General features: G+C 62.5%; 24 protein-coding genes. 13 read left to right on the top strand and 11 right to left on the bottom strand.

What is annotated here, in order from left to right:
* The 5 genes from C444_RS02645 to C444_RS02665 all read right to left on the bottom strand — a co-directional run.
* Positions 1-106, bottom strand: a 106-nt coding sequence (locus C444_RS02645) for an archaellin/type IV pilin N-terminal domain-containing protein (RefSeq protein WP_004590760.1), incomplete at its 3' end; no start/stop codon positions are given.
* Positions 107-484: 378 nt separating this feature from the next.
* Complete coding sequence (locus C444_RS02650) at positions 485-760, bottom strand: DUF7521 family protein (RefSeq protein ID WP_004590763.1); 276 nt, start codon at positions 758-760, stop codon at positions 485-487.
* A gap of 83 nt (positions 761-843) precedes the next feature.
* Positions 844-1,179, bottom strand: coding sequence for an ArsR/SmtB family transcription factor (locus tag C444_RS02655; protein ID WP_004515272.1), 336 nt, complete (start codon positions 1,177-1,179; stop codon positions 844-846).
* Positions 1,180-1,334: 155 nt separating this feature from the next.
* A complete protein-coding gene (locus tag C444_RS02660) occupies positions 1,335-2,060 on the bottom strand; it encodes an RAD55 family ATPase (RefSeq protein ID WP_004590765.1) in 726 nt (241 codons plus the stop codon).
* A gap of 88 nt (positions 2,061-2,148) precedes the next feature.
* Positions 2,149-2,583 carry a chemotaxis protein CheW gene (locus C444_RS02665; protein ID WP_004590767.1) on the bottom strand — a complete coding sequence of 145 codons (435 nt, stop codon included), beginning with the start codon at positions 2,581-2,583 and terminating at the stop codon, positions 2,149-2,151.
* 170 nt (positions 2,584-2,753) lie between these two features.
* Here C444_RS02665 and cheB point away from each other — a divergent pair, with 170 nt between their 5' ends.
* From cheB to C444_RS02710, 9 genes are all read left to right on the top strand, one after another.
* The gene (gene cheB, locus C444_RS02670; RefSeq protein ID WP_004590769.1) at positions 2,754-3,863 is read left to right on the top strand and encodes a chemotaxis-specific protein-glutamate methyltransferase CheB; all 1,110 of its coding nucleotides are present in this window, start codon (positions 2,754-2,756) and stop codon (positions 3,861-3,863) included.
* A gap of 2 nt (positions 3,864-3,865) precedes the next feature.
* Positions 3,866-5,857, top strand: a complete 1,992-nt coding sequence (gene cheA, locus C444_RS02675; protein ID WP_004590771.1) for a chemotaxis protein CheA — start codon at positions 3,866-3,868, stop codon at positions 5,855-5,857.
* Entirely contained in the window at positions 5,854-6,663 is an 810-nt protein-coding gene (locus C444_RS02680; protein ID WP_004590773.1) for a CheR family methyltransferase, read from the top strand. Before cheA ends, C444_RS02680 begins: the two co-directional genes overlap by 4 nt.
* Before the next feature lie 6 nt (positions 6,664-6,669).
* Positions 6,670-7,902, top strand: a complete 1,233-nt coding sequence (locus tag C444_RS02685; protein WP_004590775.1) for a HEAT repeat domain-containing protein — start codon at positions 6,670-6,672, stop codon at positions 7,900-7,902.
* A 59-nt stretch (positions 7,903-7,961) separates the two neighbouring features.
* Positions 7,962-8,825: a CheF family chemotaxis protein gene (locus tag C444_RS02690; protein ID WP_004590777.1), complete on the top strand. Its 864-nt coding sequence runs from the start codon at positions 7,962-7,964 to the stop codon at positions 8,823-8,825.
* Positions 8,826-8,909: 84 nt separating this feature from the next.
* Positions 8,910-10,154 carry a response regulator gene (locus C444_RS02695; protein WP_004590779.1) on the top strand — a complete coding sequence of 415 codons (1,245 nt, stop codon included), beginning with the start codon at positions 8,910-8,912 and terminating at the stop codon, positions 10,152-10,154.
* Between the two features lie 104 nt (positions 10,155-10,258).
* Positions 10,259-10,648, top strand: coding sequence for a 30S ribosomal protein S6e (locus C444_RS02700; protein WP_004590781.1), 390 nt, complete (start codon positions 10,259-10,261; stop codon positions 10,646-10,648).
* Between the two features lie 5 nt (positions 10,649-10,653).
* Positions 10,654-11,082 carry a DUF7112 family protein gene (locus tag C444_RS02705; protein WP_004590783.1) on the top strand — a complete coding sequence of 143 codons (429 nt, stop codon included), beginning with the start codon at positions 10,654-10,656 and terminating at the stop codon, positions 11,080-11,082.
* A 100-nt stretch (positions 11,083-11,182) separates the two neighbouring features.
* Complete coding sequence (locus C444_RS02710; protein ID WP_004590785.1) at positions 11,183-12,061, top strand: CheF family chemotaxis protein; 879 nt, start codon at positions 11,183-11,185, stop codon at positions 12,059-12,061.
* Positions 12,062-12,080: 19 nt separating this feature from the next.
* On the opposite strand, the gene C444_RS02715 is transcribed toward C444_RS02710, so the two are convergent.
* A complete protein-coding gene (locus tag C444_RS02715) occupies positions 12,081-12,503 on the bottom strand; it encodes a dCTP deaminase/dUTPase family protein (protein WP_004590787.1) in 423 nt (140 codons plus the stop codon).
* A 104-nt stretch (positions 12,504-12,607) separates the two neighbouring features.
* On the opposite strand from C444_RS02715, the gene C444_RS02720 reads away from it, so the two are divergent.
* Positions 12,608-13,039 (top strand): DUF5807 family protein, encoded by a 432-nt coding sequence (locus C444_RS02720; protein ID WP_004590789.1) that lies wholly within the window; start codon positions 12,608-12,610, stop codon positions 13,037-13,039.
* 50 nt (positions 13,040-13,089) lie between these two features.
* Here the strand turns inward: C444_RS02720 and C444_RS02725 are convergent, their stop codons facing one another.
* Complete coding sequence (locus tag C444_RS02725) at positions 13,090-14,181, bottom strand: DHH family phosphoesterase (RefSeq protein ID WP_004590791.1); 1,092 nt, start codon at positions 14,179-14,181, stop codon at positions 13,090-13,092.
* A gap of 43 nt (positions 14,182-14,224) precedes the next feature.
* On the bottom strand, positions 14,225-14,689 hold the full coding sequence (locus C444_RS02730; protein ID WP_004590793.1) for a universal stress protein: 465 nt from the start codon (positions 14,687-14,689) through the stop codon (positions 14,225-14,227).
* Positions 14,690-14,813: 124 nt separating this feature from the next.
* Here C444_RS02730 and C444_RS02735 point away from each other — a divergent pair, with 124 nt between their 5' ends.
* Entirely contained in the window at positions 14,814-15,248 is a 435-nt protein-coding gene (locus C444_RS02735; protein WP_004590795.1) for a universal stress protein, read from the top strand.
* Here C444_RS02735 and C444_RS02740 read toward each other — a convergent pair.
* On the bottom strand, positions 15,245-15,766 hold the full coding sequence (locus C444_RS02740) for a GNAT family N-acetyltransferase (RefSeq protein ID WP_004590798.1): 522 nt from the start codon (positions 15,764-15,766) through the stop codon (positions 15,245-15,247). The genes C444_RS02735 and C444_RS02740 overlap by 4 nt on opposite strands.
* Positions 15,763-16,134, bottom strand: coding sequence for a universal stress protein (locus C444_RS02745; protein WP_004590800.1), 372 nt, complete (start codon positions 16,132-16,134; stop codon positions 15,763-15,765). Before C444_RS02745 ends, C444_RS02740 begins: the two co-directional genes overlap by 4 nt.
* Before the next feature lie 115 nt (positions 16,135-16,249).
* On the opposite strand from C444_RS02745, the gene C444_RS02750 reads away from it, so the two are divergent.
* Both C444_RS02750 and C444_RS02755 read left to right on the top strand, forming a co-directional pair.
* A complete protein-coding gene (locus C444_RS02750) occupies positions 16,250-16,981 on the top strand; it encodes a DUF5806 family protein (RefSeq protein ID WP_004590802.1) in 732 nt (243 codons plus the stop codon).
* 11 nt (positions 16,982-16,992) lie between these two features.
* A complete protein-coding gene (locus tag C444_RS02755; RefSeq protein WP_004590803.1) occupies positions 16,993-17,418 on the top strand; it encodes a hypothetical protein in 426 nt (141 codons plus the stop codon).
* Positions 17,419-17,451: 33 nt separating this feature from the next.
* Here C444_RS02755 and C444_RS02760 read toward each other — a convergent pair whose 3' ends face one another.
* Positions 17,452-17,970 carry a DUF7529 family protein gene (locus C444_RS02760; protein ID WP_004590804.1) on the bottom strand — a complete coding sequence of 173 codons (519 nt, stop codon included), beginning with the start codon at positions 17,968-17,970 and terminating at the stop codon, positions 17,452-17,454.
* Positions 17,971-17,983: the final 13 nt, after the last annotated feature.

Here is a 17,983-nt window from a genome sequence, read left to right on the forward strand (position 1 = left end):
GGACGCCCGCAGCGATTGCCGCCACCAGCACCATCGCGATGAACACGATCAGGGTGCCGATACCGACCTGCCCGCGGTCGTCGTCGTTCGTTAGTTCCGTTAGCATTGTTGATCCGGGTCTGTCTGACCCTATGCAACCGTTCTTTTCGCCAGTAATAATACCTCCCCCCAAATTATATCACTTGATAATAGGAGGTTGAATGGATGAGGAAGCGTTTTGCCAGAAGAACGCCTATAGTTTGGCCTGAAGAAAACAACCGAGCTACGTCACATCTAAGAATCAGAATTAATTGCGTCTGTAGGTCGCTATCAGCGATAGAAATAACCGATCTGGTGTGTGGCCGAGGGTATCGTGTTGCGTGCGAGCTGGTAGGTGGTGCGGTCTAAACGAAAATAGACATTGAAATCAGAATTGGCAGATAGATGATAGGGGAGAGAAGTCTACTCCAGACAGGAGGTCAGCTGATTCAGTCGAGAAACACACTCACTCGTACGTAACGAGGCTGTACATCACGAACAGGTAACCGAAAGTCGTCAACCCACTGTTGACTAGCAACAACGACCGTACGCCCTCGAAGTCGTTGATGAACGCACTAATCATCGTCGCGGCCGCGCCCGCGATTGCGAGCGAGAATCCCACCGAGAGGTGAAGCATCGCCTGTCGGGATGTCTGGATGTATGCCCGCATGGCCATCCCCACCATTGTCAGTCCAGCGACGACGAACACCAGCGTCGATATGGCATAGAGAAGTTCTATCATCAGCACTGTACAGTGCTACAGCGAACCCGTTATTAAATCCACGCTCGAAAATATCTTTCGTGATAACGCCGAGAAGAGGCGTTCTATCGTTCGGATAGGGTCCGCCACGCCTCGTCGAGTTTGTTAGTCACTTCCGACCGTTCCTCAATGTGAACCGTCAGTTCGTCGTCGAAGTCGACCCTGACTTCGTCCACGTTCCGCCGGTACACCTTGATACGTCGGCGGTCGTCAGAGAGGATATTGTCGTGTAGTTCCAAGAGGTCGTGTTCAGTCAGCTCATCGATCCGTCGGTAACACGTCGCGATGGGGATTCCGAGTTCGTCGCTGAGTTCCTGAGCGGAGACCGGTTCGTCCGTCGCGTCGAGGATTTCGGCACTGTATTTATTGCCAAGCGTCTGAAGAATCTCCCCTGAATCCATCGTTATCAAATCATAAATTCAGTCGATAATAAAGCTATCGCCTGTGATATCGACTGAAAGGAGACAAACACGTACTACAGGACAGTCGTACGAAAACAGCGGCCTGTGCCGCTGTATCCGCTGTTCTACCGAGTAATAATGGCCCTATTGTCTCGTTAAATTGGTGATTCTTCTTCGCTCATCATCGAGAAGGCACTGGCGTTCTGGTGGACATCGATACCGCCGTGGTCGATCTCTATCGGATAGATATCCGTCTCGATATTCTGCTTTCGCATCTTGGCGACCCAGACATATCTGTTCACACCGGTATCAGTCGGTGTCTGGATAAGGTAGATGTTGCCGTCGGTCAGATAGTTCTCCAGTCCGATCTCGGTGTCCGGGAAGACGGCCCCCTGTTCGTTAGTCATCAGCGTCGTGAGGCCGCTGTCGCTGAGGATGTCGGTGAACTTCAGGAGATACGTCCGTTTCTCCTTCTCGTTTTCGAAGAACAGTTCGAACATGGCAAGCGAGTCAAGCACCAGTCGGTCGTAGTCGCCGTCTTCGAGTTCTTCAAGCAGAATATCCAGCGAGGACGTGAAGTCGTTCTCGCGCAGGAGGACCTGCTTGTCGTACACCTTGATATCGCCGTTGTCGACGTGGTCCTGCCAGTTTTCGAAACCGATGGATTCGGCGGCCTCCCGGAGGTCCGACTCGTCTTCCTCGAAGGAGAGATAGATGCCCTTCTCGTCGTACTTTTCGACGCCGTTGTAGATGTACTGGAGACAGAGGATCGATTTCCCGGCACCGGGGTTGCCGCTCACCAGTGTCGTCGAGTTCTTCACAATGCCGCCGTTCAGAATGTCGTCGAGGCCCTCGATCCCCGTTTTGGTTTGCTCAATCATAGTTTCGGAAGGAACTGGAAGTTGATTAGATACTTCTCTGTCGGGAATGTTAAAAAGTCTTGCTGGTGTGTCGCTAAATAAACCGGAATCAGTCACCAGCGTGGACGATCGCGGGGTCCACCCAGATAACAAAACTGTCATCTCGCTTGATGACGCCCCGAATCGAGCCGGCGTCGTTCGCGGGGGACTGGTCGACCTGCTCCGGCGTGACCTGCACGACCTGATACACCTCGTCGACGAGCCAGCCGGCCGCGCCCTGTTCCTCGACGATCTCCGGGTCGAAAACGATAATTCGCTTCTCCGCACCCTCGTCTTCGATACCGAAGACGACCTTTGGGTCGACGATAGACGTCGTACGCCCGCGAAGGTCCATGACGCCGCGGACGTGCGGCGGGGCGTTCGGGACGGACGTGAGTTCACCGATGTCGACGATCTCAGTCACGTAGTCGATACTCACGCAGTACGTTTCCGAGCCGAGCTGGAACTCGAGTACCTGGCCGGTGGTGGCTGACTGTGCTGCCATTGCGGTTCTTATCCAAACTGTCGCGGATAGTGGCGCATAAAGGTGCCTGCTGGGCTATCAACTTTGATTACGTGGGCGGAGTATTTATTTCGGGGCCGGACGGGATTTGGAAGTAGGTATGAGGATGTCTCGTTCGCCGATGTCTCCTGTCCGACGGGAGCGTTGGTGATATGGCAGATGGTGTCCGCGCCGTGGTCGCAGACGACTCTCACTTCATGCGGAGTGTCATCTCTGATATCCTCAGTGATGGCGGTATCACTGTCGTCGCGCAGGCGCGTGACGGCGAGGAGGCAGTGTCAGCCGTTATCGAACACCAACCCGATGTTGTGACAATGGACGTCGAGATGCCGGTAATGAACGGCATCGAGGCAACGGAGCGCATCATGGTCGAGTCTCCGACGCCGGTGTTGATGCTGTCGGCCCACACCGACGAGAACGCCGATGTGACGTTCGAAGCGCTCGATAAGGGTGCGGTCGACTTCTTCACCAAGCCCGGTGGTGAGGTGTCAATGGAGATGTCACGCCTGAAAGACCAGCTGGTCGAGATGGTCAGCTCCGTCGCGGCGGTCGACGTCGGGGCGACGCGCAGCCGCGGCGGGACAAGTAGCGACAGTGGAGCAGTAGCAACGACGGCCGGCGGCTCAGCTACTGGCGGGAGGGAAACGGGGGGCTCGTCAAGTCAGGTGAGCTACGTTGCGAACCCGACGCTCGTCATCGGCTCTTCGACCGGCGGCCCGAAGATGGTAGAACAGGTAATGGAGAATCTCCCAATCGAGGCCGACCTCCGAGTGCTCATCATCCAGCATATGCCGGAGGGGTTCACCGGCCGGTTCGCTGAGCGGATCAATACACGAAGCGATTACGAGGTCCGGGAGGCCACAGACGGGGCACGCATCGGCGGCGGCGAGGGCCTCGTCGCTGCCGGTGACCAACACATGGAGGTCAAGAACTACCGGAACGGGCGACTGCGGACGAAGCTGACACAGGACGAACCGGTCAACAGTGTCCGGCCGGCGGTCGACGTGACGATGCGGACAGCCGCGGAGACGATCGACGACCCGCTCATCGGGCTCATCCTCACCGGGATGGGCGAGGACGGCGCGGACGGGATTCGGCGGATCAAGCAGGCCGGTGGCAAGACCATCGCACAGGACGAGGCCACGTCCGCGGTGTATGGCATGCCAAAGCGCGCCGTCGAGACGGGCTGTGTGGACGCTGTCTTGCCTATCGACGACATTGCGGACGGCATTATCGACACGATTACCACTGAGGTGACCTGACAATGGACGACCAGTATCTAGACGCATTCATCCGTGAAAGCGAAGAAGCGATTACCGAACTCAACAACTCACTGCTCGAACTCGAATCCGACCCCTCCAACACGGAGGCGATGGATTCGATCTTCCGGACAGCCCACACGCTGAAGGGCAACTTCGGCGCGATGGGCTTTGACAACGCAGCAAACCTCGCGCACGCGATGGAGGATCTGCTCGATGAGATGCGCCAGGGCGAGATGGAGGTCACACCGGACCTGATGGACCTCGTCTTCGCCGGCGTCGACCAGATAGAGGTCATCGTCGGGGAGATCGAAGAACACGGCGAATCGGAGACGGAGACCGACGAGGTGGTCGAAGAGCTCCGCGCCGTCCTCGAAGAAGGAGCCGCCGCCGCGGGCGGCAGCGAAACGGTAGACGACGGCGACTCGTCGGACAGCGACGAATCGTTCACCACGGATGCCAGCGTTAGTGATGCCGATATCGACGGTGACACTGTCGACGAGCGGGTCCTGCAGGCCGAAATCAGCGTCGGGGAGTCGGATATGCTCGGGGTCGACTCGATGCTGGCCGTCGAGTCCATCGAGGGGCGGTTCGACATTCTCGATTCGAGTCCGAGCCGTGCCGATATCGAGGACGGCGAGTTCGAGGACACGTTCGTCCTGTATCTCGACGGTCCCGATGCAGCGACCGTCGACGCCGAGCTCGGAACGACAGGAAAGGTCGACAGCTTCGACGTGACCGACGTGACCGATGAACTGGTAAGCGACACAGACTTAGGCTCCGATGCTGCCGAGGATACTGACACGGGTTCGGACACAGGTTCGGAACCCGACCCAGGTGCTGAAGAAGAACACAGCGTCGACGAGATCAAGTCCGTCCGCGTCGATGTGGACCAGCTCGACGACCTCCACGGGCTCGTCGAGCAACTGGTCACGAGCCGAATCAAGCTCCGGCGTGGCGTCGAGAAAGACGACCTCGACTCCACCGGCGAGACGCTGAACGAACTGGACAAGATCACGGCGAACCTCCAGAACACGGTGATGGATATGCGGCTCATCCCGCTGAAGAAGGTCGTCGGGAAGTTCCCGCGGCTCGTCCGGGACCTCGCACGCGAACTCGACAAGGACATCGAGTTCGAGATCGAGGGCGAAGACATCGAACTCGACCGAACCATCCTCACCGAGATTTCGGACCCGCTGATGCACATCCTGCGGAACTCAGTCGACCACGGTATCGAACCGCCCGAGGAGCGCGAACAGGCGGGCAAGCCACGTACCGGCCACATCACGCTCCGGGCCTCCCGCGAGCGCGATCACGTCATCATCGAGGTCGAGGACGACGGGGCCGGGCTCGACGTGGAGGGGATCAGAGAGAAGGCAATCGAGAAGGGCGTCCGCTCACCCGAGGAACTGGACGCGATGGACGACTCCGCGGTGTATGACCTCGTGTTCCATCCCGGCTTCTCGACGGCCGACGAAGTGACCGATACTAGCGGGCGCGGCGTCGGGATGGACGTCGTCCACGACACGGTCTCCCAGCTCGACGGGTCGGTCAGCGTTGACTCCGAACCGGGTGAAGGAACGACTGTTTCACTGCGCCTGCCGGTGACGATGGCTATCGTCAAGGTGCTGTTCGTCAAGGTCGGCGGCGAGGAGTACGGCGTCCCCATCAAGAACGTCGACGAGATTACCGGGACGGAGGAGGCAAAGCAGGTCAACGGCCAAGAGGTCATCAAGCACAACGACGAAATCTACCCGGTCATCCACCTCGACGACACCTTCGACATCGAGGGTGAGACGGCCAACGGCGATGGGATGCTCGTCCGCATCCGCGAGTCCGAGCGCCAGGTCGCGCTCCACTGTGACTCGGTCAACAGCCAGGAAGAGGTCGTCGTCAAGCCCCTGGAAGGTATCCTCTCGGGAACACCTGGTCTCTCGGGTACGGCCGTATTGGGCGACGGGAACATCGTCCACATCCTCGACGTGGTGACCCTATGAACAAAGGCAGCGAGCGCACCTTCGAGGACCTCGTAGAGTTCATCGGCGACGAGATGGACTTCGAATCGGGCTTTTACAACGACTCGTATCTCGACCGTCGCATCACCGCTCGGATGCGTCGGACCGACACTGAGGACTACCAGACCTACCAGCGACTGCTGGAACGCGACGACGGCGAGCGCGAGGAACTGCTCGATTCGCTGTCGATCAACGTCACCGGCTTCTTCCGGAACCCGGACGCGTGGGAGCGACTGCGGCCGGTCCTCCGTGACCTCACGGAGAACAACCGTCGCGTCAGGCTCTGGTCGGCCCCGAGTGCCGACGGCCGCGAGCCGTACTCGGCGGCGATGCTTGCGCTCGACGACCCCGATATCGACGCCCGCCGGGTCGAAATCACGGCGACAGACATCAACGCCGACATCCTCGAAGAGGCTCGCAAGGGGACCTACGCGACCTCCCAGACGACCGACATCGCTGATGAACTGGAGCCGCTGGACGATTACACGAAGTACATCGAGCAGGACGGCAACACGTTTCAGGTGCGAGAGCAGGTCAAAGAGATGGTCACGTTCGAGCAACACGACCTCATCCGGGGCGACCCCAAGCGTGATTTCGATCTGGTGTTCTGCCGGAACCTCCTCATCTACATCGATTCGGAGTTCAAGGTCCCCATCTTCGAGACGATCCGCGGGTCCCTCCGCGAGGGCGGCTACCTGATGATCGGCATGACCGAGACGCTGCCTGCGGAGTGTCGGGATTCCTTCGAAGCGGTCGACAAACGACACCGCATCTACCGGCGTGTGTAGCGACCAATGAGCCTCTACGAACTGGAACGGGACGGCAAGGCACAGGAACTCATCCGCCTCCTCAGAGAGAGCGACAACGAGCGGGTCAAGACCCGTGCCGCGGAGCTCCTGGGGAACTTCGACGACCACGACGACCGGCGCGATGTGGTCAACGCGCTCGTGGACGCGGCACAGAGCGACAGCGACGCGATCACCGGCGCGGCTATCGACTCGCTGGACGAACTCGGCGACGACGCCATCACACAGCTCATCGGGAGTATGGCCGGCGTCGACCTCGAAGACGACGCCGCCGACTGGGTGAAGGCGAAGGCGTACATGCAGGTGCTCGATTCGGACGTGACGGAGCTCCGGATGGCGGCCGCGAACGGCCTCGGCAACTTGGACCAGGCCGACGCGGTCCCGAAGCTTGCAGAGCGCTTCCAGGACCCCGACCCACGGGTGCGGGCACGGGCGGCCCGGTCGGCCGGAAAGATCGGTGACTCGCGAGCGACGAACCCGCTCGAAAACGTCCTGACGGACCCCAAAGCCGCCGTCAGGCGCGAGGCCGCGGACGCGCTGGGAAACATCGGGAACCGGCAGGCGCTCCAGGCGCTGCTCCCGCTGTACGAGGACGACGACGAGCGGGTCCGTCGCATCGCCGTCGGCGCGTTCGGAAACTTCGGCAACGACCGGCCGGTGGACTATCTCATCGAGGCGCTTTCCGATGATTCGGCCGCCGTCCGCCGGACGGCCGTCTACTCGCTCATCGAACTCCTGTCGAACGTCCCGACCGACCAGAGCCACCAGATACGCGATACCGTCGTCGAGAAGCTCTCGAACACGGACGACCGGAGCGTCGTCGTACCGCTGGTCGAGATTCTCGAAGAGAGCACGCAGGCCGCCCAGCGGCGCAACACCGCCTGGATGCTCGGCCGAGTCACCAGCGAGGAGGAGCGTGACCGGGTCATCGAATCGCTCGTCGACGCGCTCGGCGAGGACGACCGGATGCTCCGGCAGTTCGCCGCCACCAGTCTCGCCGAACTCGGCGACGACGACAACATGGTGGAGCGGCGGCTACTCAAAATCGTGCAGGACGACAATGTCGACCCCGAGGTCCGTGGACAGGCAATCTTCACCCTCGGGAAGGTCGGCGGCGAGCGGTCCCGGAAGACGCTGGACAAGCTCATCGACGAAACCGAACACGATGTGGTCAGGAAGAAGGCCTTCTCGGCCATCTCGAAGCTCGGAGGCCGCGGATGAATCGTCCGAGTGGATTAAGACCGGGCGGAGCGTACACGGGAACGATAGCTGGCTAACCGATGAGCGACGGAGAACACCCACTGGTCGATACGAAAGGGAAGTTCGTCCAGGTCGTCTCGGACGGGCGCAAGCGAAACGACATCGAGTGGCTACCCGGCCGGATTCTCCTCTCGAACAAGCGTCTCGTCCTCGCGACCAACGACGGCAAGCGGACCATCCCGCTGTCGAAGGTCAGCAGCGTCACGGCCAGCCAGATGAACCAGCCCCTCGCGCAGGTCGACAACTACATGAAGATACAGGCGGGCCGGGACGTGACACTCATCTCGGCGAAGCAGGCCGAGGAGTTCCAGGAGAAGCTCTACGGCACGCTGCTCGACCAGACCGTCGTCCTCGTCAACCATCCCGCTGTCAAGGGCGGCGTCGTCCAAGACGGCGGCTGGGAGAAGGCACGGCTCAAACTCGACGGGGACTGCATCAATCTGGCCATCACCAGCGGCACGTTCGTCGAACTGGACATCGACGACGTGGGGACGGTCGAATCCAAGGAGAAGACCATCCGCGGGGACGAGCGGCCCCTGTTAGAGGTCGAGCACACCATCGAGGGGACCAGCGTCGAGACCCACATCTCGGGGGCGCCCCGACACGTCTCGCTGATCGAGGGGCTCGTCCGGCAGGGCGAGCAGCGCAACATCGCCGACGACGTGGACCTCTCGGATAAAGAGACGCAGGTGCTGATGGCGCTGTACTCCGGTATCTCGCCGTTCAAGATCCCGGAGTTCGTCGACATGGACATCGAAGAGGTCGAGGACGTGTACGACCGGCTGATGGCGGCCGACATCCTCGAACCGGTCCGGACCCGCCGCGAGGTCCAACTGGAGGCCCGCGGACGATCTATCGCGAGTGACGCGATGGCAGACCAGTAACGAGCCGCTCGGCCCCTGAACTATCGTGGTCTGATAAATAGTTCACCGCAAGAGAGACATACCCCCATCTTGTTAGGGGATGGCATGGAAGGGCCCGATAGCTCCCGGATCTCGGTGCTGCACGTCGACGACGAACCGGGGCTCGCGGAGACGGCAGCCGGGTTTCTCCGGCACGAGAACGAGGGTTTCAGCGTCGCGACGGTGACGAGCGCCAGCGAGGGGCTGGAGCGACTCGCCGAAGCGGCGTTCGATTGTGTCGTTTCCGACTACAACATGCCGGAAATGAACGGCATCGATTTTCTCAGAGCCGTCCGTGCTACGTATCCGGAGCTCCCGTTCGTGCTGTTCACCGGGAAGGGGAGTGAGGACATCGCAAGCGACGCGATTTCGGCGGGCGTGAGCGACTACCTCCAGAAGCGAGGCGGGGCGGAGCGGTACACGCTGCTTGCGAACCGCATCGAGAACCTCGTCGCACAGCACCGCGCCGAGGAGGGGCTCCGAACTCGGGTGCGACAGCAAGCGGCCGTGGCAGACCTGGGCCAGTACGCGCTGAGAGGGTGTGGCCTCGACGCGTTGTTCGAGCGGGCGGTCGAGTCGGTTTCGGAGGGCCTCGACACGGAGTACAGCAAGGTGCTGGAGTACCGGCCGACGAGCGACGACCTGCTGTTGCGGACCGGTGTCGGCTGGCAGCCGGGACTGGTCGGCGAGGCGGCGGTCGGGGCCGGCGACGAGTCACAGGCCGGCTACACGCTCAAGACCGCGGAGCCGGTCGTCGTCGAGGACCTGCGGACGGAAACGCGGTTCAGCGGGCCGCCGTTGCTGGTGGACCACGACGTCGTCAGCGGCATCAGCGTCATCATCGGGACACCCGAGGACCCCTGGGGCGTTCTGGGGACACACACGACGGCACAGCGGCGCTTCACCGAGGACGACATCACGTTCGTCAGAAGCGTCGCGAACGTCCTCACGGACGCCATCGAGCGGGAGCAGCTCGAACAGGACCTGCAACAGGCGGAGCAGCGGTACCGGACGCTACTTGAGAACTTCCCGGCGGGCAGCGTGTTCATGTACGACGACGAACTGCGATATCTCATCGCCCGCGGCGAGCAGTTGAGCGTCCTGGGACTGACGCCTGCCGACATCGAGGGGAAGACCATGGACGAGGTGTTCCCGCCGGACGTGGTCACGGAACAGACGCCCAGGTACCGCGCCGCATTGGAGGGCGAGGAACAGGTCTGGATACAGCAGTACGAGGGCACGTACTACCGGCTGCACGCGCTCCCCGTCGAAACAGATAACGAGAAACATGTCGGCATGGTCGTGTCCTAGGACATCAGTGACCTGTATCCGGCCGAGTGAGTCGAGTGGCGACGGGACGCACACGGGACGACCGGTTCGACGCGTTTTTGAAGCGCGGTTGATTGAGAACATGTATGGCAGAATTCACGGTTGCCGTCTCCGATCCGGAGGACGGCCACACCTACCAGATTGACGTGGACGGACAGGACGCAAACCGCTTTATCGGCCGCGAACTCGGCGACGAGGTCGACGGCAGCGCTGTCGGCCTCGACGGCTACACGCTCGAACTGACGGGCGGTTCGGACACCTCCGGCCGACCGATGCGACCCGACGTTCGCGGCGTCACGACGAAAGAGATCATGTCCGACGGCGGCGTCGGCTTCAAGCCGACCACCGACGGCGAGCGCAAGCGCATCACCGTCCGCGGCCGTGAGGTCAGCGACGACACACGTCAGATCAACGCGAAGATCACGGCCCGCGGCAGCGACGACGTGGCCGACCTCCTCGGCGACGACGACGAGTAAGTCACGTGCCGGACCGCGTTCCCAGTGACCACGAAACCGTCGAGACGCATCGCGTTCCCGTCGAGTCGGTCGGCCGAACAGACCGACCGCGGGTCGTGCTCCCGGATGAACTCGATTTCGACGATGGCGACACCGTCCGCCTCGCGCTGGACGGCGACTGGTACCACGCCGTCGTCGAGACGAATCTCGACGGCGAGCCGGTGATCTCACACGTCGCCGACAACCGCCGACTGGCCCGCGAACGGGACGGAACGAACCGCCTCGCGGAGTGGGTCGCCGACAGCGATGTTTCGCTCGGCGGGTCAGCACATCTCGACGTGGTCACCGACGGAACCGAGTACGGCCTCCGAACGCCGGGCAAGCGTGTCGTTTACACGGCGACCGGCGGACCGGACTCCTCGCTGTCTGATATCGCGAGAAATCTCGATAGCTGACGCCGATAGCCCTTGTTTTCCCGAATAAAGCCGATTTTTGCTGCTGATACTCGCGCGAAACGCTCAATATCAGGGCTGCTGTACAGCAGGTAACGGACGAATGTCGGAATCAGTGATCGCGGATTTCGTCGGCAAATTCAACTCCGAAGTGGCTGGTCGGGGCGACCCTATCAGAGGTCGGATTGTCCTCTCGGAAAAGCGGCTGGTACTGGCCGCGAGCGAGGACGACAAGCTGACGATTCCGCTGGATTCGATTTTCGACATCGCCATCGGGCAGGTCCCGCCCGACCTGGGCGATTTTTTCGACTCGACAGTCACCATTGCCTTCGAACGCAAGGGGAAGCGGCTCGTCGCGGCCATCGAGGCCGGCGACGAAAAGATCGAGAAGTTCGGCACGGTACTGTTCAAAGCGGTTATCAACGGCACCGAAACGACGGTCAAGGAACGCGCCCGCGTCGGTGGTCGCGTCACCGACGAGTCGTTCAAGACTGCAAAGCTGTTTCTCACGCCCGGTAACGTCGAGTTCCGGCGCAGCGACGGATCGTTCAACATCGACCTCAAGACGGTGTCGGACTTCGACCGGAACACGCGGGAAATTAACGGTAAGGGCCGGCCGGTGCTGGCGGTCCGGCACATGAAAGACGGGACGGCCATGACGACACTGGCCGCGATGGCATCGAACCGAAAGATGTCCATCCTCGGGCGCTATCTCCGCCGCGAGTACGCCGAACTCATGGAGGAGCTCAAAGACGTCGAGCTTACGAAGGACAAGAAGGAGGTGCTGGTCGCTATGTACTCGACCGGCGACATGGACGGGATGCCGCTCGCGAGCATTCTCGGCAAGGACTCCTCGCAGGTGTCGATGATTCTTCAGGACCTCTCGGCCGACGGCCTCGTACAAGACGGCTCCGACGGGCCGACGCTCACGCCGACTGGCAAGATCGTCGCCAGCCGCCACCTCGAAGACGTGAACGCCTGACAGGGCGCTGGCGCTCGTCTTACCCCTCGGCCCCGACAATCGTACTAACTCTGGCGTTCTCCTTGAGCTTCAGCCCTGCACCGCCGACCGATAGTGGCACGCGCGGGAGCGCGTCGACATGTAGCGTCGGGTGGGTAGCACCGCGTTCGAGCAGTTCCGTTCGTGGCTGGAGCGTCACCGTCGCCTCGCCGGTCAGCGACTCGTTGTACTCGATGAGGTACTGGCCGTCCCGCAGCGTCCACCACTCGTAGTCGTCGTCCGGGTTCCGCTTTTCGCTTGTATGGGGCACCACTTCGGCCGCGTCGAGTTCGCCGCCGCCGAAATCGATGCGCCCCGGCTCGACGACTTCGTACACCGCAGCGACGGTGAGGTCGAACCCCAGGCTGTCGGTCTGAGTCGGTTCGTGGACGATGTCCGTGACGTACTCGGCGAAGTCGGTCATGTGCGACCGTATGCTGCGAGTGTGCCTAAAAGTGAGGCTAGAACGGGACAGTGACCTCCGGGAGGAACGCGGCACTTTTGCCCGCCGAGTGACTCCCTCCCTGCATGACCAAACACACGGAGTTTCTGGCGGGCGAGCGGCCTGAAGACGTGCTGTTCTTCCTCCATGAGGACGCCGTCTCGAACCCCGGTGCGCTGGCCGAGTACGCCGATGAAGTCGAGGACGGACACATTCTCGTCCTGCCGGGCGACGACGGCCGGAGTGCGTTCCAGTCGGCGACAGGCATCGACCCGATGGGACTGGCCCAGCAGGCGATGGGGACCGAGGGCGACATCCACGATGACCTGACCGACGCGGTCTGTCCGGTCGCCGAGGAGGAACCGGAGAGCGACCACACTACCCGCTTCGTCTTCGCCTTCGCCGAGGAACAGAACGAGGACGTGGGCGGCCTCTACGCCGAGGGTGACGTGGTCCACGCCTACGCGGTGTGTGCCTGTGGCGAGCGCTACAGCGACAAGTGGGTCGTCGGAGAATAGCGTCGAGCCGTCACAGAAACCGCTCCTCGCTGACTCGCAGAGCGTCCGTCTTACCGCTCGGTATCGACGCCTTCCTCTTCTTCCTCGGGTAGCCGTCGGAAGGCATCGACGATGGCTTGTTTCGCAACGGCACCCTGTGTCGTCCAGTGATGGGCGTAGTCCATCATGTCGTCGTAGATGTCGGGCTTGCAGCCCGCGGCTTTCGGGTGGCCGCCGCCGTTGACCTGCTGGGCGACTTCGTGGGCGCGCTCGAAGCTGTCCGTCCCGCGGATCGAGGCGGAGCCGGCGGGTTTGACGATGACAGCGGCGTCCGCGCCCTGTTCGCGGAGAGCTTCGGCGACTTCGTTCTGCGAACAGCGGCCGTACGTGACGCCGACCGTCCACTCGCCCACATCCCGGAGTTCGGCCCGGTCGACGGCCTTCTCGATAAGTGCCTTCTTCTCGACGCGCTTCTCGTCGAGGAACTCATGGAACTCCGGGGAGAGGTCGGGGCCGTGTTCGCGGACCGCCTCGATGTACTCCTCGGGTTCGCTCCAGTAGGACAGGTCAGCGAGGTCGTCGCTTCGGGGGTCGTCGCGGATCCAGAGGTCGTGGTCGCGGGTGACGGCGGCGAGGTCGGCCCACTGCTCGTCGAAGTCGTAGTCGAGTTCCGACAGCGCCACGTCGGCGGTACACACTTCCTCGGAGTTGCCGACGGTGCGCTCGACGCCGGCCGCGTCCACATCGGCGGCGAGGTCGTCGGGCCACTGGTGATGGTCGAACCAGACGACCCGTTCGACGCGCTCGACCAGCGCGTCGAGGGGAGCGATGTCCGACTCGCGGTCGGGACAGAGATCACAGATGAAGACGGACGCGTCGGAGTCGGCGTACTCGGCGGTCCATTCGAGCGCCTCCGTGAGTTCGTGTGGGCCGGCAGGCAGCAGTGCGCCCTCACCGTGGGCTTCACGGATCAGCGCGGTACAGGCCAGCCCGTCTGCGTCCGGGTCGGCGATAACAATGACGCCGGCGTCGTCAAGCGTCTCGGCGGCTTCGGCTTCGGCTTGCTCTTCCTCATAGGAATCCGGAATAAAGAACCCCTCTCCGGGGAGTACGGATTTGCGGCCGATAGAGAGGCGGTCGTCGTCGATGAGCCAATCGTCCATGCTCCAGCAAGCGGGCGGGGCGTCAAGAAGCCGTCGGGTTCCGTTACACGTCCTCGCGCTCGGGGTTGGGTTCGCCTTCGAGCTGGCGGACCGTCAGCACCGGCATCGGGGCCTCCCGGATGAGTTCCTCGGCGACGCTTCCCAGCAGGAATCCATGCTCGCCGTGGCGGCCCCGGGTCCCGCTGACGATGACATCGGCGTCGTGTTCTGTTGCGTACTTGGAGATTTCGTCGGCCGGGTCGCCCTCCCGAACGGCAGTGACGAGCTCTTCGTCTGCCTCGGCGTCGGCGGCCTCCAGAATGAACGAGAGGGCGCGGCCGCCAGTGGTCGCCAGTGCGCGCTCCAGCGCCTCGCGAACCTCTTCGGGAGTCGTCTCAACCTCGCCGGTGTCGACGACGTACAGCCCGTGGACAGTTGCGTCGAAGCGCGCTGCCAGGTCCAGCGCCGCTTCGACGGCCCGCTCTGCACTGCCGGAGCCGTCCGTGGCGATGACCACCGTATCGAACATACACCACGCATCGAAGCCGCGACTAAATACACTGTTGGTCACGGCGAGGGTATCTCCATATGACACCGCATCACCGGCTCGAACCTCGGTGGATTTTTGCCGGCCGGGGCCACACTGGCGAGTGATGGATATCGACCTCGTACTCGCGCCGGTCGACGGCAGCGACCAGTCGGAACGAGCGGCCGAGTACGCAATCGCCGTCGCGGAGCGGTACGACGCCGACCTACACCTGCTGTTCGTCATCGACGAACGGCTCCACCAAGATATTGACAGCGGCGACGTGAGCGCGACCGCGGTTGCCGAGCAGCACCGGGCGTTCACCGAGAGCATCCGAGAACGGTTCCGTGACGTCCACGACGGCACGTTCGAAACGTCGTCCGCGACCGCGTTCTCAGAGACGCGACTGATGCAGACACCGGGCAGCGTCGTCCTCGACGTGGCGGAGGACGTCGACGCGGATTTCATCGTCGTCCCGCGCGAGGAAGGGGGCGAAGAGGCCGTCGGGCGCGCGGCGATCTATGTCATCGAGTACGCAAGCCAACCGGTACTCACCGTTTAGAGACGGATCGCCATCTCTATCTCGAAGCTCTCGGCGCTGCTGATCTCGAACCCGACCTTCTCGTACAGCGATATCGCCGGATCGTTCCACCGCTCGACGGTAAGCCAGACGTGGTCGATGCCCTCGGCCTGGCCGTGACCCAGCAGCGTCTCGACCAGCGCCGTCCCGATACCAGCGCCCTGGTAGGCCTGTAACACGAAGATAGCGAGTTCGTGCTCATCCTCGTTGTCCGGGACCAGCGTCGCGTGGCCGGCGACGGTGTCGTCGTGTTTGGCGACGACGTTGACACAGTCGCCGTCGAGGATCGTTTCGAGCCACTCGCGGATAGCTTCCTCTTTGACCGGCGGGATGCCCTGCGCACGGTCGGCAGGGTCGAAGTCGAGATACATCTCGACGAGGCTCTCCGTGTCGGCGTCGTCGGCGGAGATGACGTCGATGGGACGGTCCTTGCGGTCGGTGATCGTCCGCGGCGGCTGTGGGAACGCTTCGGCGGGTTCGTCTGGGTACGTGCGAGTCATCGGATGAGAGTTACTGGCGTCTGTGCGTTCAGCAGGACGAACTCGACGATGGGGCCGAGCTGTATCTTCCCGAGCGGCGAGCGGCCGCCACCGCCGAGGATGATCCTATCGAACCCCTCGCTTTCGGCGATGTTCACCAGCTCGCTGCCCGGCGAAGTGCCTTCGATGTGTCGGATCGGCGGCTCAAGCCCGCTTTCGTCGATATGCTCCTGTATCCGCTGTTGGATCGTCTCGAGGTCGGCGTCGATGTCGCTGTTTTCGAAGACAGCGACGGTCAACTCGTCGCCTGTTTCCGATACGCGTTCGAGTGTCTCGGTCAGTGCCTGGTAGGACAGTTCGCTGCCCCCGACACCGAGCAGTAGTTTCATAGTCGGGCCATGCATGGGAGCGGTAAAAAAGCCACCCGGCTGAACTGTTGGGAGAAGACAATGATAGCGGGGCGGCGGCGATACCCTTTTTCACCGCGGGCACGCATTCCCGGCTATGACTGAGGGCGCACCGCCGGACGAGACGGATGTCGAGGCGGCAGACGACGGATCAGCCGGACACCAGCCGGACGAGCCGGCGGCCGCGGATGACGGGGCCGGCGACGGCGATACCCCGGAAAGTGGCCCCGCTGACTCGGCCACTGAGCAGACAACACCAGCCGAGCCAGCCAGCGAGACAGCGATGTCCGAAGCCAGTGACATCCCGTCCGACGTACAGAAGTACGACCGCTTCAAGAAGATCGAGGGCGGGACCTACGACCGCGCGAACGACTTCCTCCGGGACCGGACGTACATCACCGCCCGCGAGTGGGCTATCGCCCGCCTCTGTGCCGACTTCCGGACCGAAACAGGCGTCGAGATGACGAAGATCGGGGAGAACCTTCCCGAACTCGTCCCGTTCATGACGGACACGTACACGCCACAGGCGGTCAATCAGGCCCGCGCGGCCTTCGAGGACAAGGTCCGGAAGGCCGGGGCGACGTTCCTCTACGGCGCGATGTGTGACTTCTTCACCGCCGAGGACCTCGACGACGTGATGTACGAGGCCACCGAGGTCGCGAAGTTCCTCCTCGAAGTCGAGGGCGTCGACCTCGCCGTCGAGGACGAGATGGAGGCCGAAGACCGGATCTCCTCGGTGATGCGTGAGGTCCGCGAGCAGTCGGCGGCGCTGCGACACGACGAGGTGTGCTGCCCGGAGTGTGGCAATGAATTCGAGGTTGACGAGTAGCCGCGACTGAGATGGACGACATCGACCACGACACACAGCCGTCGATGTCAGTCCACGAAGCGACGCAGGAAGTGCTACGGACCGACCTGGCCATCGGCATCGGCGGGACGGTGCTTGGCTACGCGGAGGCGGGGACAGCACTGGTGGACGTCCTGGCGGTGGTTGTCGGGTTCGGACTCCTGACGGGTATCACGGTGGCTGTCGTCGAACACGACGCGGTCCCGGGCGTCTACCCGGAGGTCGCCGCACTGGCGGCGTTCATCGTGCTTGCCGGGGTTGTCGCCGGTCTCATGATGCTCTCCGAGGCGTCGGTGACGCTCATACTCGCGGCCGTTCTCTCGGGCTTCGGTGTCGGTGTTATCGGCAACCGACTGCTCTACGGGATCGTTTTCGACGTGCCGGCATACCGACTGAGACGAGTCCGAGAGACTTCGTAGCGAAGCGGTCTGTGACCGATCCGGAATCAGGTTTTACTCCGGGAAGAACGGTTCGGGGTCCTCGTGGGTGACGGTGACCACCTCGTCGTCACTGAGCGGTCGGATGTGTGAGTACAGCCCGTGGTCGGCGGCGACCTGTGAGAGGTCCGCGCGGTCGGTCTGGTCGTAGTACAGCGGGACGAGCACGGCGAGGTCGTCGCCACATTCCAGTGCGACGAGCAGGAACACCATCCCGTCGTCGGTCGCCCGGAACACCTCAGAGCGGTCGACGGTGCGGTCTTCGAGCGCGTCGGCGACCCGCCGGAACTCATCACCCGGAACCACGACATCGAAGCCGAGCCGCCGTGTTTCGGGCTCGTACTCGCCGGTCTGTTCGGCCATCGTCCGCGGTTCGCCGGTCAGCACCGCCACGTCGCCGGGGTGGAGTTCGATAGCCTCGCGCCCGTCGTCGCGGTACTGTGTTGCTGTCGCAGCCATGTCCTCGATGACCTGCTCCCAATGACCGACGACACGGTCGAAGGGGTTAGACTCGGGGTCGACAGGGTCGTTCATACGTCGAGTGTGG

It is taken from the genome of Haloarcula japonica DSM 6131 (assembly GCF_000336635.1).
GTDB lineage: Archaea > Halobacteriota > Halobacteria > Halobacteriales > Haloarculaceae > Haloarcula > Haloarcula japonica.

Bases quoted from the DNA above. Each gene is read 5' to 3' on its own strand.
- C444_RS02695 (WP_004590779.1), top strand. From the start codon at position 8,910: ATGGAAGGGCCCGATAGCTCCCGGATCTCGGTGCTGCACGTCGACGAC.
- C444_RS02730 (WP_004590793.1), bottom strand. From the start codon at position 14,689: ATGTTCGATACGGTGGTCATCGCCACGGACGGCTCCGGCAGTGCAGAG.
- cheB (WP_004590769.1), top strand. From the start codon at position 2,754: ATGGCAGATGGTGTCCGCGCCGTGGTCGCAGACGACTCTCACTTCATG.
- C444_RS02700 (WP_004590781.1), top strand. From the start codon at position 10,259: ATGGCAGAATTCACGGTTGCCGTCTCCGATCCGGAGGACGGCCACACC.
- C444_RS02750 (WP_004590802.1), top strand. From the start codon at position 16,250: ATGACTGAGGGCGCACCGCCGGACGAGACGGATGTCGAGGCGGCAGAC.
- C444_RS02755 (WP_004590803.1), top strand. From the start codon at position 16,993: ATGGACGACATCGACCACGACACACAGCCGTCGATGTCAGTCCACGAA.
- C444_RS02690 (WP_004590777.1), top strand. From the start codon at position 7,962: ATGAGCGACGGAGAACACCCACTGGTCGATACGAAAGGGAAGTTCGTC.
- C444_RS02680 (WP_004590773.1), top strand. From the start codon at position 5,854: ATGAACAAAGGCAGCGAGCGCACCTTCGAGGACCTCGTAGAGTTCATC.
- C444_RS02660 (WP_004590765.1), bottom strand. From the start codon at position 2,060: ATGATTGAGCAAACCAAAACGGGGATCGAGGGCCTCGACGACATTCTG.
- C444_RS02655 (WP_004515272.1), bottom strand. From the start codon at position 1,179: ATGGATTCAGGGGAGATTCTTCAGACGCTTGGCAATAAATACAGTGCC.
- cheA (WP_004590771.1), top strand. From the start codon at position 3,866: ATGGACGACCAGTATCTAGACGCATTCATCCGTGAAAGCGAAGAAGCG.
- C444_RS02685 (WP_004590775.1), top strand. From the start codon at position 6,670: ATGAGCCTCTACGAACTGGAACGGGACGGCAAGGCACAGGAACTCATC.
- C444_RS02715 (WP_004590787.1), bottom strand. From the start codon at position 12,503: ATGACCGACTTCGCCGAGTACGTCACGGACATCGTCCACGAACCGACT.
- C444_RS02760 (WP_004590804.1), bottom strand. From the start codon at position 17,970: ATGAACGACCCTGTCGACCCCGAGTCTAACCCCTTCGACCGTGTCGTC.
- C444_RS02725 (WP_004590791.1), bottom strand. From the start codon at position 14,181: ATGGACGATTGGCTCATCGACGACGACCGCCTCTCTATCGGCCGCAAA.
- C444_RS02650 (WP_004590763.1), bottom strand. From the start codon at position 760: ATGATAGAACTTCTCTATGCCATATCGACGCTGGTGTTCGTCGTCGCT.
- C444_RS02735 (WP_004590795.1), top strand. From the start codon at position 14,814: ATGGATATCGACCTCGTACTCGCGCCGGTCGACGGCAGCGACCAGTCG.
- C444_RS02740 (WP_004590798.1), bottom strand. From the start codon at position 15,766: ATGACTCGCACGTACCCAGACGAACCCGCCGAAGCGTTCCCACAGCCG.
- C444_RS02745 (WP_004590800.1), bottom strand. From the start codon at position 16,134: ATGAAACTACTGCTCGGTGTCGGGGGCAGCGAACTGTCCTACCAGGCA.
- C444_RS02665 (WP_004590767.1), bottom strand. From the start codon at position 2,583: ATGGCAGCACAGTCAGCCACCACCGGCCAGGTACTCGAGTTCCAGCTC.
- C444_RS02720 (WP_004590789.1), top strand. From the start codon at position 12,608: ATGACCAAACACACGGAGTTTCTGGCGGGCGAGCGGCCTGAAGACGTG.
- C444_RS02710 (WP_004590785.1), top strand. From the start codon at position 11,183: ATGTCGGAATCAGTGATCGCGGATTTCGTCGGCAAATTCAACTCCGAA.